Origin of the sequence: Acetohalobium arabaticum DSM 5501 (genome assembly GCF_000144695.1) — a bacterium.
GTDB lineage: Bacteria > Bacillota > Halanaerobiia > Halobacteroidales > Acetohalobiaceae > Acetohalobium > Acetohalobium arabaticum.
On sequence record NC_014378.1, the window covers coordinates 1,923,612 to 1,936,989 of the forward strand.

Annotated in this window: 10 protein-coding genes; all 10 read right to left on the reverse strand. The window is 38.1% G+C overall.

Annotation, left to right across the window (positions count from 1 at the left end):
- Nucleotides 1-57: 57 nt before the first annotated feature.
- The 10 genes from acear_RS09425 to acear_RS09470 all read right to left on the reverse strand — a co-directional run bounded on the left by acear_RS09425 (nucleotide 58) and on the right by acear_RS09470 (nucleotide 13,377).
- Nucleotides 58-2,139 (reverse strand): sigma 54-interacting transcriptional regulator, encoded by a 2,082-nt coding sequence (locus tag acear_RS09425; RefSeq protein ID WP_013278786.1) that lies wholly within the window; start codon nucleotides 2,137-2,139, stop codon nucleotides 58-60.
- A 180-nt stretch (nucleotides 2,140-2,319) separates the two neighbouring features.
- Nucleotides 2,320-3,642 carry a short-chain fatty acid transporter gene (locus acear_RS09430; RefSeq protein WP_013278787.1) on the reverse strand — a complete coding sequence of 441 codons (1,323 nt, stop codon included), beginning with the start codon at nucleotides 3,640-3,642 and terminating at the stop codon, nucleotides 2,320-2,322.
- A gap of 25 nt (nucleotides 3,643-3,667) precedes the next feature.
- Nucleotides 3,668-4,846, reverse strand: a complete 1,179-nt coding sequence (locus tag acear_RS09435; protein ID WP_013278788.1) for an acetyl-CoA C-acetyltransferase — start codon at nucleotides 4,844-4,846, stop codon at nucleotides 3,668-3,670.
- Nucleotides 4,847-4,868: 22 nt separating this feature from the next.
- Nucleotides 4,869-5,528: a 3-oxoacid CoA-transferase subunit B gene (locus tag acear_RS09440; RefSeq protein WP_013278789.1), complete on the reverse strand. Its 660-nt coding sequence runs from the start codon at nucleotides 5,526-5,528 to the stop codon at nucleotides 4,869-4,871.
- Nucleotides 5,529-5,530: 2 nt separating this feature from the next.
- Nucleotides 5,531-6,184, reverse strand: coding sequence for an acetate CoA-transferase subunit alpha (gene atoD / locus acear_RS09445; protein WP_013278790.1), 654 nt, complete (start codon nucleotides 6,182-6,184; stop codon nucleotides 5,531-5,533).
- A gap of 788 nt (nucleotides 6,185-6,972) precedes the next feature.
- Nucleotides 6,973-7,620, reverse strand: coding sequence for a polyprenyl diphosphate synthase (uppS, locus tag acear_RS09450; protein ID WP_013278791.1), 648 nt, complete (start codon nucleotides 7,618-7,620; stop codon nucleotides 6,973-6,975).
- A 632-nt stretch (nucleotides 7,621-8,252) separates the two neighbouring features.
- Nucleotides 8,253-9,650 carry an MATE family efflux transporter gene (locus acear_RS09455; RefSeq protein ID WP_013278792.1) on the reverse strand — a complete coding sequence of 466 codons (1,398 nt, stop codon included), beginning with the start codon at nucleotides 9,648-9,650 and terminating at the stop codon, nucleotides 8,253-8,255.
- Nucleotides 9,651-9,683: 33 nt separating this feature from the next.
- The gene (locus acear_RS09460) at nucleotides 9,684-10,193 is read right to left on the reverse strand and encodes a permease (RefSeq protein WP_013278793.1); all 510 of its coding nucleotides are present in this window, start codon (nucleotides 10,191-10,193) and stop codon (nucleotides 9,684-9,686) included.
- Between the two features lie 125 nt (nucleotides 10,194-10,318).
- A complete protein-coding gene (locus tag acear_RS09465; protein WP_013278794.1) occupies nucleotides 10,319-10,849 on the reverse strand; it encodes a LysM peptidoglycan-binding domain-containing protein in 531 nt (176 codons plus the stop codon).
- 641 nt (nucleotides 10,850-11,490) lie between these two features.
- Nucleotides 11,491-13,377, reverse strand: coding sequence for a methyl-accepting chemotaxis protein (locus acear_RS09470; protein WP_013278795.1), 1,887 nt, complete (start codon nucleotides 13,375-13,377; stop codon nucleotides 11,491-11,493).
- Between the last annotated feature and the right edge of the window lies 1 nt (nucleotide 13,378).

The following is a 13,378-nucleotide window of genomic DNA, read 5'->3' on the forward strand; positions in this document are numbered from 1 at the left end:
TATAGCAGTGTGAAATTAAAATAACAAAATTTTCCCTTAATAGCTAATCTTATTCTGTTAAATCCCGTATTTTTGTTTCTTCCTTACTACTGTAGGCTGACTTACTCCCAAAACTTCAGCAGCCTTATAGGTACTACCGTACTTATCTAAAGCCATCTTTACTAAGTCTTCCTCCACCTTCGAAACCCCCTGCTTAAGGGGAATAATATCAAAGATTTCAATATCTAAGTTACCCTGTTGTTTTTTCTTAATATGCTCCGGAAGGCAGTCTAAAGTAATCATCTGTTCACTGGTCATCACTACTAATCTTTCAATCAAGTTTTCTAATTCTCTTACATTTCCCATCCAATCATAATTCTCTAAAGCCTCAATGGCAGCCGAAGCAATTGTTTTATTAACTTCAAACTTTTCATTAAACTCCTGTAGGAAATGAGAAATCAATGGAGTAATATCTTCCTTCCTTTCTCGCAGTGGAGGAACATAGATAGGTACTACATTAAGGCGATAATAAAGATCCTCTCTAAACTTTCCTTCCTTTGTCATCTGCTCTAAATCCTGGTTAGTAGCTGAGATAATTCTAGCATTGATATCAATACTTTCAGTCCCACCGACTCTCATTATCTCTTTTTCCTGTAAAGCCCGGAGCAATTTAACCTGTAGATTCAGCGGCAGCTCACCTATTTCATCCAAAAATAGAGTACCATCATTAGCTAACTCAAACATCCCCATCTTCCCTTCGGATTTAGCCCCGGTAAATGCTCCCTCCTCATAACCGAATAATTCTGCTTCCAATAAGTTATCCGGAATTGCCCCACAGTTAACTTTGATTAATGACCCATCTCTACGATCACTCACTTTATGGATTGTTCGGGCAATAATCTCTTTACCTACCCCGGATTCACCAGTAATCAAAACAGTAGAATCAACTCTACCTACTTGTAAAGCCAGATCAAAGACCCTCTCCATTTTTCCACTCTTAATTACTATTTCATCAAACTCCAATTGTTGGGAACGCAGTTTCTCCAGCTCAGAATAATATTTTTCACTTAATTCTTTAGTCTTTTCCAACTCTTGTTTAAGGTGATTTAATTCCTCCACATCCCGGGCAGTGGTTACTACTCTAACTATTTCCCCTTCTTCATTGAAGACAGGATTCCCGGTACTTAAGACCTGTTTTCCTGTTTTGATATCATGCATGACGCTTACCGATTCTTCCTTCTCTAACACCTGAAAGGTAACTGCTTCAGAGAATATGCCTTCCTCTACTAACTCTTCCATATTCCTGCCCAATACTTCTTCACTCTTAATCCCTGTTATCTCCTCATAGGCACTATTAATTCTAATTGTATCTGCATTGCCGTCTGTAACATATAAACCATCTGAAACTGACTCAATAATTGCGTCCAGTTCTTTATTCAAATTCTTAACTGTATTTAATTCTTCTGATACCTTCTCCAACTCAGAAATATCCTGAAAGATAGCCATTGAACCCCTTAGCTCTCCATCCTTATAGATTAGACTTCGATTAGTTAAAGCAACAACATCTCCTACATTTATCTTTTCTCCAAACTCTTCCTCTCCTGTTTCCAATACATTTATCAAACCTGTATTCGGTATAATATCTGCAATCTGCCTTCCTAAAACTTCCTCTGCTTTATAGCCCAAGATCTCTTCAGCAGCCGAGTTAAAAGTAATAATTCTACCCTCTACATCAATAGCAATAATTCCATTATGGGATGAATCCAGTATTGTAGTTAATTCTCCTACCACTTTCTGTGACTGTGTATAAAAAGCTTCAACTAAATCCGTTCTAGTTAAGATACCAACTAACCCATTATCTTTATCAACAACCGGCAGCCTTCCTATCTTTATTTTCCAGGCTGATTCTAAAGTCCTATCCTCTGTTATCTTCATTACGTCTGTCTGCATTAACTTTCCTACAGCTATGCTGTTTTCCAGCCCTTCTTTAACCGCTTTCATTAAGTGGCTTTTGGTAAAGATACCTATCAATTTATTTTCTGCATCAACAACTGGGGCACCATCTATTCTCTCATTATGAAATATCTCTGCTGCCTTTCCGATAGTATCCTCTTTACATAAGGTAATAGGATCTTTAGTCATTATCTCGGCTACTTTCATGCTCCCCCTCCTCCGTTTAAGATTACCTATCAATATATCATTTTTTAACATTTTTTACAAAGCTAATCTTTACCTTTAGCCCAAAATTTTCTTCTAAATATAAAGAAACTAGGAAAAATCCTAGCTTCTTTACTCAATCTTTTATCAATTTAAATCTATATATCAGATTAATCTAAATCCTTAAAGAAACATTAAACCTAAACTTACTATAACTCCACTCCACATTAATACCATTATACAGTAGCCCATAATGTCACGAGCACCCAAACCAGCAATTCCTAATGCAGGTAGAGCCCAGAAAGGCTGAATCATATTAGTCCAGGCATCTCCCCAGGCAACAGCCATAGAAATCCTAGAGATATCGACTCCTAGATCTGCTGCAGCAGGTACCATAATTGGAGCCTGTACAGCCCACTGTCCTCCGCCAGAAGGAACAAAGAAGTTTACAATTCCGGCACTTAAGAAGCTAAAGAAAGGAAGTGTTGTCTGTGTTGCAATAGAGACAAAGAATTCTGACATGATAGTTGCCAGACCGGAACCTACCATCATTCCCATAATACCTGAATACAGCGGGAACTGTAAGATTATTCCGCTACAGCCTTTTACAGCTGTTTCAAAAGCATTAAGATAATTCTTCGGAGTTTTATGCAGAAGAATTCCTAAAGTCATGAATAAGAAGATAACAATATTTAAGTTAAGAGCAAAACCATTGTTAACAAAATAATTAAGCAAATAAGCTGCTCCCATACCGCCTAAAACAAAAGAAACTAACATATTATTTTCTAATCTGTCTGCTACAGTATTTAACTCAGGTTCAGAATTTCCAGCACTGTCTTCTTCTTTTAATACTTCAGGATCAACAATTACTCTCTCATCCTTATCGGGCAGCATCATTCGATTTAAGAAAGGAATTGTAAGCAGTACTACAACAGATATTATAAGATTATAGGAACTGAATATCGTACTTGATATCGGAATAACTCCCATTAAATGCTCCATAAAGTGGCCTTCAGTAGCAACTGTTAAAGGTACCGAACCGGCCAAACCAGCATGCCAGATAACAAAACCAGAATAAGCACTGGCTATTAAGAGGCGATAATCTACACCTTCAACCTGTTTGGCCATCTCTTTTGCCAATAAGGCTCCAATAACTAAACCAAACCCCCAGTTAATCCAGCAACAGAGACCAGAAATAAAGGTTGTTAATGCTATTGCTCCTCCAGCCGAATCAGGAATGGAAGCAATCTTTTTCAATATTTTACTGAATAAATCCGTATTAGCTAACGCATGGCCAGTAATTAAGACCAAACACATCTGCATAGCAAAAGCCAATAGATTCCATAAGCCGTCGCCCCAATGTCCAATCATCTCCATTGGACCATTTCCAGCAATTACAATTCCTAAAACATAAACAACTGCAGTTAAAGCAATCGCAAATAAGAACGGGTCAGGTAGATATTCTTCAATTAAGGACACAAAGAACTTGGACAATTTTTTTACCACTTTAATCCCCCCTGAAATTTATTATTTATCTTTCTACTACTGTAGCAGCTCCCTGTCCACCGCCGATACAAAGAGTGGCTAGTCCATACTTAGAGTCCTGCTTCTTCATCTCATGTAACAGAGTAATTAAGATCCTTGCTCCACTAGCACCAATCGGATGGCCTAAAGCAATTGCTCCTCCATTTACATTTACCTTTTCAGTATCCAATCCTAAATCTTGAACTACTGCAAGAGACTGGGATGCAAAAGCTTCATTGGCTTCTACTAAGTCCATATCTTCTACTGTTAAGTCCGCCTCCTGTAATGCCTTCTTAGAAGAAGGAATCGGGCCGGTTCCCATAATAGCTGGATCTACTCCTGCTGAAGCATAACTCTTAATAGTAGCCAGTGGCTCTACTCCTAATTCCTCAGCTTTACTCTTAGTCATTACCACTAATGCAGCTGCTCCGTCATTGATTCCTGATGCATTACCGGCAGTTACTGTTCCATCCTTCTTAAAGGCCGGACGTAAGTTAGCCAATCCTTCAGCTGTTACTCCACTGCGGGGATATTCATCTTTATCGAATACAACTGGGTCTCCTTTTCGCTGCGGTACTTCTACAGGTACTATCTCATCTTCGAATTTACCTTCCTCTAATGCCGCTTCAGCTCTCTGCTGACTGGTTGCAGCAAACTCATCCTGTTCCTCACGACTAATATCCCACTGTTCAGCTACATTTTCAGCAGTAATACCCATATGATAATCATTGAATGCACACCAAAGGCCGTCTTGAATCATTGTATCTACTAATTTGCCGTGGCCCATTCTCTCTCCCCAGCGGGCTTTATTCTGAACATAAGGCGCCTGGCTCATATTCTCCATACCGCCAACAACAAATACATCTCCATCTCCGGCTTTAATTGCCTGGGCAGCTAAATTAACTGCCTTTAGACCTGAACCACAGACTTTATTGATAGTCATAGCCGGTGTCTCCACAGGTAAGCCGGCATTAACTGATGCCTGACGAGCCGGGTTCTGGCCTGAACCAGCCTGTAAGACATTCCCCATAATTACTTCATCTACTTCACCAGCATCTAATTCAGCTCTTTCTAAAGCTGCTTTAATTGTAGTTGTTCCCAACTCAATAGCAGAAACCTTCTTTAAACTTCCACCAAAACTGCCAATTGCTGTTCTCACTGCACTTGCAATTACAATTTCTTCCATTGTTAATCCCTCCTGTTAATTGTTAAACTTCCATTTCCTCTAGATCATCTGGAATAATTAATTCAGCTTCTGTTGCTTCCTGCACTTCATCTACTGTAAACTCAGGATTTATTTCTCTTAATACTAATCCGTCTTCTGTAACCTTCATAACTCCCATTTCTGTTACAATTAAATCAACCTGTTTTTTGGCTGTTAAAGGTAGATCACATTCTTTTAAAATTTTAGGATTTCCTTTAATAGTATGGGCTGTACCAATAATTACCTGTTGAGCTCCGACTACTAAATCCATTGCTCCTCCCATACCGGGTACTAACTTACCTGGAATCATCCAATTAGCAAGATTCCCTTGTTCATCTGCCTGCAGTGCTCCTAGAACAGTAATATCAACATGTCCACCGCGAATAATTGCAAAAGAATCAGCACTATCGAAAAAGGCTCCACCTTCTTTAATAGTTACTGGCTGTGCGCCAGCATTAACTAAGTCTTTATCCTCATCTCCCTCTTCAGGTGCTGGCCCCAAGCCTAAAAATCCATTCTCAGACTGTAGAGTAATATCAATATCATCCGATACATAGTCCCCTACCATAGTCGGCAGTCCAATACCTAAATTAACTATATCGCCGTCATTCAACTCTGCCGCAATTCTGTTAGCAATAATCTCTCTTTTAGTTTGCTTATCCATAATTACTCTTCACCTCCAACAATGATATCTACAAAGGCAGCCGGAGTCATTACTTCATTAGGATCAATCTCTCCAGTTTCAACGATCTCTTCTGCTTCTACTATTACTAAGTCAGCTGCCATTGCTATTAATGGATTGAAGTTTCTCGCACTCTTACGATAAACGAGATTTCCTTTCTTATCAGCCTTCCAGGCTTTAACTAAAGCTACATCTGCTGTAATAGGAAGTTCTAATAAATACTCTTGACCATCAATCTCAATCTTATCCTTTCCCTCTTCTACTACAGTACCTACTCCAGTAGGTGTTAGGAAACCTCCTAAACCTGCACCAGCTGCTCTAATCTGTTCTACTAAAGTACCTTGAGGAACTAAATCTACTTCCAACTCTCCATCATTCATCTGGTCACCTGTTTCTGGATTAAGCCCAATATGACTAGCAATTACTTTTTCAGCTTGTTTATTACGAATTAATCTTCCTATTCCATCATTTGTTTTTCCTGTATCATTAGCAATAATAGTTAAATCCTTAACTTCTCTTTCTACCATACCTTTAACTATTTTTCTAGGTGTCCCACAAGACATAAATCCACCAATCATTACTTCCATTCCATCTTTAACTTGATCTAATGCTTCATCTAGTGAAGTTACTTCAGCCATTTACTACACCTCCAAATTATTATTTTTAATCTCTTTATTAACCTTCACCTATTAATAATTGCAAGCTTCATTCCAACTATACTGAAATTAAAGAAAAAAATTTATATCCCCCGCCATATCAGTGATTGAGCGATTTTATAAATAATAGATATAAAAATTAAATTGAAAAAGATATTCATTTTTGATTCATAACTGTATCATTATCTTTCATTCTATAATAATAAAACCACTAAAATACTGGCTATAACATAGTACTAAAGAACTCATAGAAAATAAAAAACCGATGCGTAGATGTATTAGAGTAATACATCTACGCATCGGTTTTGTGCTTTTATTTTAATTCCTGTTTAAAATAAAAGACTTCTCATTATTAGTTAGGAAATAATCCTTATATCTCCCATTTTCAAATGGGAGATATAAGGATTAGCAAATATTAATTTAAACAATTGATATTTGCTTCATAATTTGTTATAATTTGAATATGGATTACAAGTGAATATTGGAGGTTGCAGTAGCTAAACTTCTACTGTGTAAAATATTCAGGGTGCTCGTTGTAGATAGAAGACACTAAATCTTCTAGTAAGCACTTATAGAGGTGCTTACACTTCTATCTTGAGCAAAGTAAAAGTATCTCTGAGTCTAGCACTTATGCTAGATAGGAGTAGTGGCGTTGGACACGCCAATTGGGTAACTTGCTTGATATTATGGGTAACTCCCATAAAAGCAGGCGACCATGAAGCTCGGTATTTCAATACCGAGTAGTTCACAGAAGTCTCTTGAGCTTATTTTTATCCTCCATATGTAATATCCTGCTTATCATACCACTCCAGCGCTTCATAAAACTGCTCTGGCTCAAAATCAGGCCAGTACTCATCTACAACATAAAAGTCAGCATAGACTGACTGGACCGGCAAAAAGCCGCTTAACCTTCTACGATTCCCCCAACGGATAACTAAATCAACCTGGGAAACCTGATTGGAATTCAACTGATTTTTAAGCTTCCGCCGTGATACTTCATCTGCCTGACTTAGACTATTTAAATCCCATTTCCAGCCATAATTGACTAAAAAGTTAACTTTAATTTCATTATTTCCAAAGGGCTGCCGCTCTTCAGTATACGACTCTAACTCATCCGGAAATTCATCGGCCTGCCTATCACCAATTACCAACAAAGATGCATCTTCATTAGCCAACATCTCAACGGCATCTACACATGCCTGTCTGAAAGCAGTAATCTGTTTCGGCGGCCGCTCAGTATTATCAGTAGTAAATCCGTAATAAGTAACCTCATTAACCCCAACTTCTTTACAGAGCCTAAGCAGTTTCACTCCTGGACTGAGTCCATGTGTATAGCCCTGTTCTTTAGAAAGCCCCTTGCTTTCAGCCCAACGACGATTGCCGTCAGGAATAATTCCTATATGGTCTGGCACTCTCATACCTTTACCTCCTCACTCTATTCTACTTCTATTATTGCCGAGGAGTGGAAGATTAATTACATTAAACGTATTTTTTCTTGTTGTCTAGAAGATTATGCTTTTTGCAAGTTGGAGAAAGCTTTTATCATAAAATTAAATTGATATAATGTGTCAATTCCTATTTGCAGCCAATATAGTTTCATTCATGATATTGCAAATTATAGTCAACAAATCTCTTACGCTTGCCATTCGTTCGACGTCCTGTCTCACTCATTCTCAAAAACTGACTCTCCACCATCCCTGGTTCCGAGTCAGTTTTAAGAGTCGCTCCAGAGAAATGTTGACTATTTACAGCACAAAATTTTCATTAATCTGATTTTAAACGCTTCCCCAAATAATTTTGCACAATTTAGTTGATATCTTGCAAAAAGCGACTTTAAAGCAGCCCCATAAGAGAGAAATGGTTAAACATATAAGCTAGGATCTTCAAATGTAGCTATAAAGATAATTTATCGCTGGTTGACTAGGGCTGATTTTCGGAGCGTTTGCAAAATATCAACTCTAAACTGCAACATTATATCAATATTCCTTTAAAAAGTAGTAGAAGCAAATTTATAGAATGAGCACCGATAGACCATTAGTGAAAATAATTCTTATTGAGAGTTCTCTGTAGCAACAGAAGTACTCTGCAATTCAGTAAAGAGGGTACGAAAAGTAATAACCATCCAGATAATTATTCCCACTGCAGCAATAAATTCAGCAATCGGTAGAGCATACCAGAGAGTATCCAAACCATATATTTCACCTAATACATACATAATTGGAAAGAGGAAAAAAACCTGTCTAGTAACAGAATGAATCAAACTAGGTACTCCCTTCCCCACAGCCTGAAAAGTAGCAGAAGCAACTAAAGCTGGTCCCATAATTGGAAAAGCAAGTGTTAGCTTTTTTAAAGCCGTTACCCCCATCTCCAATAATTCAGGACTACGGTTAAATAACTGAATCAACTCCTGGGGAAAGAGCTGAAAAGTAATAAAACCGATAGTAGTAAAGACAGAACTAACTGCTAACCCCAGTTTAATTGTTTTTTTCATTCGCTCCGGATTCTTATGACCGTAATTATAGCCCACAATCGGCATATATCCCTGGTTCAAACCAACAATCGGTAAAAAAACAAAAGACTGCAGCCTAAAGTAAATACCAAAAACTGCAATAGCCAGAGTGCTATAGCCAGCTATAATCTTATTAACTCCGGCAATCATCACACTGGCCGACAGCGGCATAGCCATAGCTGGCAGTCCAACCCGGTAAATCTCTTTAATCAGCTGAAAATCAAATTCAAACTTCTTTACACTAAACTCAATCTGATTCTGCTGCAAAAATAATATATAAGCAATAAAGATTCCGCCGATCAATCTGGACAGAATAGTAGCCACAGCAGCACCCTGAATACCTAACTTAGGGAAGATACCGATACCAAAGATTAAAAAAGGATCAAGAATAATATTTAACACCGCTCCAATAACCAACATCACCATTGGAGCAAAAGTATTCCCGGCTCCCCGCAGAATATTATTAGCAATCATCGGAAAGAATATTGCCAGCGATCCCATCATAATAACTCTAATATATTCAACTGCCATAGCAATTAAAGTAGAATTATCAGTAAAAATATTAATTAATTCATCAGACCATAATATTCCTAGTAGACAGAATACCAAACCATAGACTAAAGTAATCAACATTACATGTCCAGCTGCATTACTGGCTCTATCCTCTCTTCCTTGCCCTAACAGGCGAGAAATCAATGAACTAATTCCTACTCCGGTCCCTGCTCCGATAGCAATCAATATCATCTGAACCGGAAAGGCTAGGGAGACAGCTGAAAGAGCTTCTTTACTTAAACGTCCTATATAGATGCTATCAATTACATTATATAACGACTGAGTTGACATTCCTATAATCCCCGGTACCGAAAGTTTAATAAGCAGCGGCAATATTTCTTCTGTTCCCAATCGATCTGAATCTTTAGTTAATTTAACTCCAAGCATGATAAAACCTCCAGCAGATTAATCAATAACTTATTAAAAAAACAGATAAACTAAAAGCCCGCCTATTATCGGCACCGGCAAAGCAAGTAATACTCTTAATCCGATAATCTTAGGTTCAAAAAAGAAGAATCCATATGGTATTCTAGCTAAACCGATAGCTCCATACCCTAATAACATCGCTATTACGACACTAATGTGGGCTCCTTTATCATAGATTGATTTAATAATTGGATAGACAGCATAAGGACCGCCCTGCAGAACACCGCCTAATAGACCGCCTCGGATAATTCCTAAAACCCCCGTCTCTTCCCCAAACCACTGATAGATTGTCTCCTCTGGCAGCAAAAGTCCAATAGCTCTAGAAATCAATAGAGCTGCAAAAATAAGAGTAAATAAGTTTAAAAATGTTTTGCCGGCACCATTAATTCCTTCTTTGGCTACCTCTGGTTTAGTAAAGCCTAAGTATATGTAAAGTATAACAGCCCCTAAAATGATTATTCTCTGCGGCCATCCTTTACCAAAGATGATCGCTAACCAATTCATATCTATCCTCCTAACAGAGAATTCTATTTACTTACTATAATATATCAAAATAATTGCCACATCAAATATTTTTATAAGTGTGGGGGACACCCCCACACTTAAATCATTCCATAATATCTACCCTATTATTCTTCATCAGAAGGTATAATTAAGATCCGTCCCGGATAAATAAGCTCCGGGTTGCTGATGCTATTAAAGAAGACAAGTTCATTAACAGTAGTATTAAATCTTCTTGCTAATTCAAATAGTGTATCCCCCATTCTAACAGTATACTCAAAGTAATCCTCCGGCGGCTGCGGTAAAATAATCGGCAGCTTAATCCTCATTCCTACCTGAATATCATCCGGGTCCTCAATACCAGGATTTACCCGCAGAAGATTAGCTATAGTAGTATTATATCGTTGCGCAATTAAGAAAAGTGTATCCCCCCGCTGAACTATATATTCTGCATACCGCACTCCCGACGGCGGCATTGGTATCTCCAATTTTTCAATTAATTCATTCAGTAATTGAAGCTGCTGTCTCTGTAACCTCCGTAATCGATTTACAATCTCATCCAACTCTTCATCAGTAACCTGCTGGTCTAAGCGGCGGTAGAGAAAGCATAATACCCTTTCCTGAACCAAAATATTGCGAGCAACTGATAGGCCGTCCATTCTATCCCTCCTTTCTTATCTGCTTTATGGTATATTTATGTGCCAGATTCTGTTACGTGCATTTGGGATTAAACAGAGTTAAGTTGATATGTTGTTGCAGTTTAGAGTTGATATCTTGCAAACGCTCCAGAAATCAGTCCTAGTCACTCAGCAGTAAATAAATCTTAGTGTTATGATTTAAAGTCGCTCTTTGCAAGATATCAACTAAATTGTGCAAAATTATCTGAGGGAAAGCGTTAAAACCCAAACCAATGAAATTTCTGTTCTGTAATACCATAAATAGTCAATATATGCTTTCAATAACTCTCATTGGTGATAATCACAGCAATATATTTTATTATCAATAGTCAATATGTGTCCAGAGCGACTCTTAAAACTAACCCGGAACCATGGACGGTGAAGGGTTAGTTTTTGAGAGTGAATGAGGCAGGAGGCCGAATGAACGGCAAGCGGCGGATATATATTGACTATCCCTGTAATATCATAAATGCATACATTGATTATATTAGGTAATTACAAATAAGAAGTATATGTTAAAATATTGCAAGTGACATAATATATCAATAAAATTGCAATCTAAAAAAGGCACCTCTCGAAATTCCAAAGGTGCCTTCAATTGCTGATATTAAATTTAATACTCTTTATACCTCAAACTGTTTAACCATACTTTCTAAGTCTTCTGCCAGATGAGCCAATTCCACTGAAGCATCTGTAATCTCATCAGAAATAGCCTCAATCTGGTCGGTTGCTCTGGCCACTTCATCGCTGTTACTGGCCAACTGCTGAGTAGCAGAACTAGTCTCCTGCACCTGAGTCGAGGTTTCCTCAATAGCCTGAGTAATCTCTTCAAAGGCATTACCGGCTTCAGTAATAATCCTTTCTCCTTTATCTACCGCTGCTACTCCAGCATTGATAGCTTCTGTTGCTTCTTTAGATCCTTCCTGAGTTTCAGTAATTAGACCAGCAATCTCTTCAGTAGCTTCTCCTGTCTGTTCTGCCAATTCCCTAATCTCATCTGCTACTACTGCAAAACCGTGGCCGTGTTCTCCAGCCCGGGCTGCTTCAATAGCAGCATTCAGAGCCAATAGATTCGTCTGATCTGCTATATCAGTAATCAACTGAATAATCTTTTCAATCTCTTCTGATGTCTCACTTAAATCTTTAACTACTGTTTCAACATCATTAACTTTTTGATCAATTTCTTTCATCTGTTCTACTGCTGTTTCAATATTCTCATTACCCTCATGAGCTGTAGCAGTTGCCTCTTCAGAAAAAGCATTTACTTCCTGACTGCTGGCAGCAACCTGCTGAATACCACCGGCCATCTGGTCAACCTGGTCACTGGTAGTCTCAATTGTTGCATCGGCTTCTTCAGCCGAAGCAGACAGCTCCTGTCCTGCTGATGCAACCTCATCAGCCATATTTATCAGTTTATTAATAGTTTCAGCAAAGCTATCAAAGGTTCGATTTATAGCATCAGCCATTCTGCCCAACTCATCATTCGTTTTAGACTCAGCCCTTTCAGTTAAATCTCCATCAGCTGCTTTGTCTAAGACATCTAAAATCTCATTTATAGTTTTGCCAATTGAATTAGAAATAAAGAAGACTACTGCTGCAATAATTAAAAATAAAGCTATGTAACCGATAGTAGATTGAGTTACAATCTTTTTGCCGGCTGCCGTCAATTCTTCAACCGGTACAATTAGAGCAAGCGACCAGTCTGTCCCTTCAACCGGATGATAATAAACATACTGTTCCTGACCTTGATAAGTATACCGATCAGTTCCCTTCTTTTCAGCAACCATCTTCTTACCGATATTAGCCAAGTTTTTAGTTATTGCTTCCTGACTACTATCTAATATATTTAATTCCAGTGCTTGAGTTGGATGAGCAATTACTTGTCCATCTCCCTCGACTAAATAGGCATAACCGGTCTCACCCAATCCCATATTATTTACAATCTGCTGGAGCGGTTTCAATAAAGTAGTACCGCTCAATACAGCCACCGTCTTACCAGTTTCATTCTTAACTGGTAGAGAAATAGTAAAGATATGTTCTCCTGTCATTTTAGAACGCATCGCTTCACTAACTATTAACTCATTCTTTCTCTTAGCTTCAAGAAAATAATCTCTATTGCTGACATCATGAATAGATCTATCCTGAGTTGTCCAGGCCCGACCAGTACGGTCAATTAACATCAAGGATTCGAAGGTATCCTCGAGAGCCTCTCGGTCCAGTTTATCTACTAATGCCCAGACATCTCTATTTTCCGACCACCCTTCTTCTAATTCCAGAGTTTTAGCCAATATCCTTGTTTCATTCTTTTTGGCTTCCAGCCAGTTATCAATTACCTGAGTATAGCCTTCTGTCTGCTGTAAGCTAGTCTCCTCTACTGTTTCTGTTATAGATGTTGTTACTGCTGTATAATTTCTATAAAGCAATATCACCGAAATTATAAATAATGGAATTAGAATAAAAAGCAATAACTTATTGCGTACTGTAATTCGTTCTTTAATTGATTCTAACATC

What these genes read in the sequence shown, in the direction of transcription:
- acear_RS09425 (WP_013278786.1), bottom strand. Translation starts at nt 2,139, where the DNA reads ATGAAAGTAGCCGAGATAATGACTAAAGATCCTATTACCTTATGTAAA.
- acear_RS09435 (WP_013278788.1), bottom strand. Translation starts at nt 4,846, where the DNA reads ATGGAAGAAATTGTAATTGCAAGTGCAGTGAGAACAGCAATTGGCAGT.
- acear_RS09440 (WP_013278789.1), bottom strand. Translation starts at nt 5,528, where the DNA reads ATGGATAAGCAAACTAAAAGAGAGATTATTGCTAACAGAATTGCGGCA.
- atoD (WP_013278790.1), bottom strand. Translation starts at nt 6,184, where the DNA reads ATGGCTGAAGTAACTTCACTAGATGAAGCATTAGATCAAGTTAAAGAT.
- uppS (WP_013278791.1), bottom strand. Translation starts at nt 7,620, where the DNA reads ATGAGAGTGCCAGACCATATAGGAATTATTCCTGACGGCAATCGTCGT.
- acear_RS09455 (WP_013278792.1), bottom strand. Translation starts at nt 9,650, where the DNA reads ATGCTTGGAGTTAAATTAACTAAAGATTCAGATCGATTGGGAACAGAA.
- acear_RS09460 (WP_013278793.1), bottom strand. Translation starts at nt 10,193, where the DNA reads ATGAATTGGTTAGCGATCATCTTTGGTAAAGGATGGCCGCAGAGAATA.
- acear_RS09465 (WP_013278794.1), bottom strand. Translation starts at nt 10,849, where the DNA reads ATGGACGGCCTATCAGTTGCTCGCAATATTTTGGTTCAGGAAAGGGTA.
- acear_RS09470 (WP_013278795.1), bottom strand. Translation starts at nt 13,377, where the DNA reads ATGTTAGAATCAATTAAAGAACGAATTACAGTACGCAATAAGTTATTG.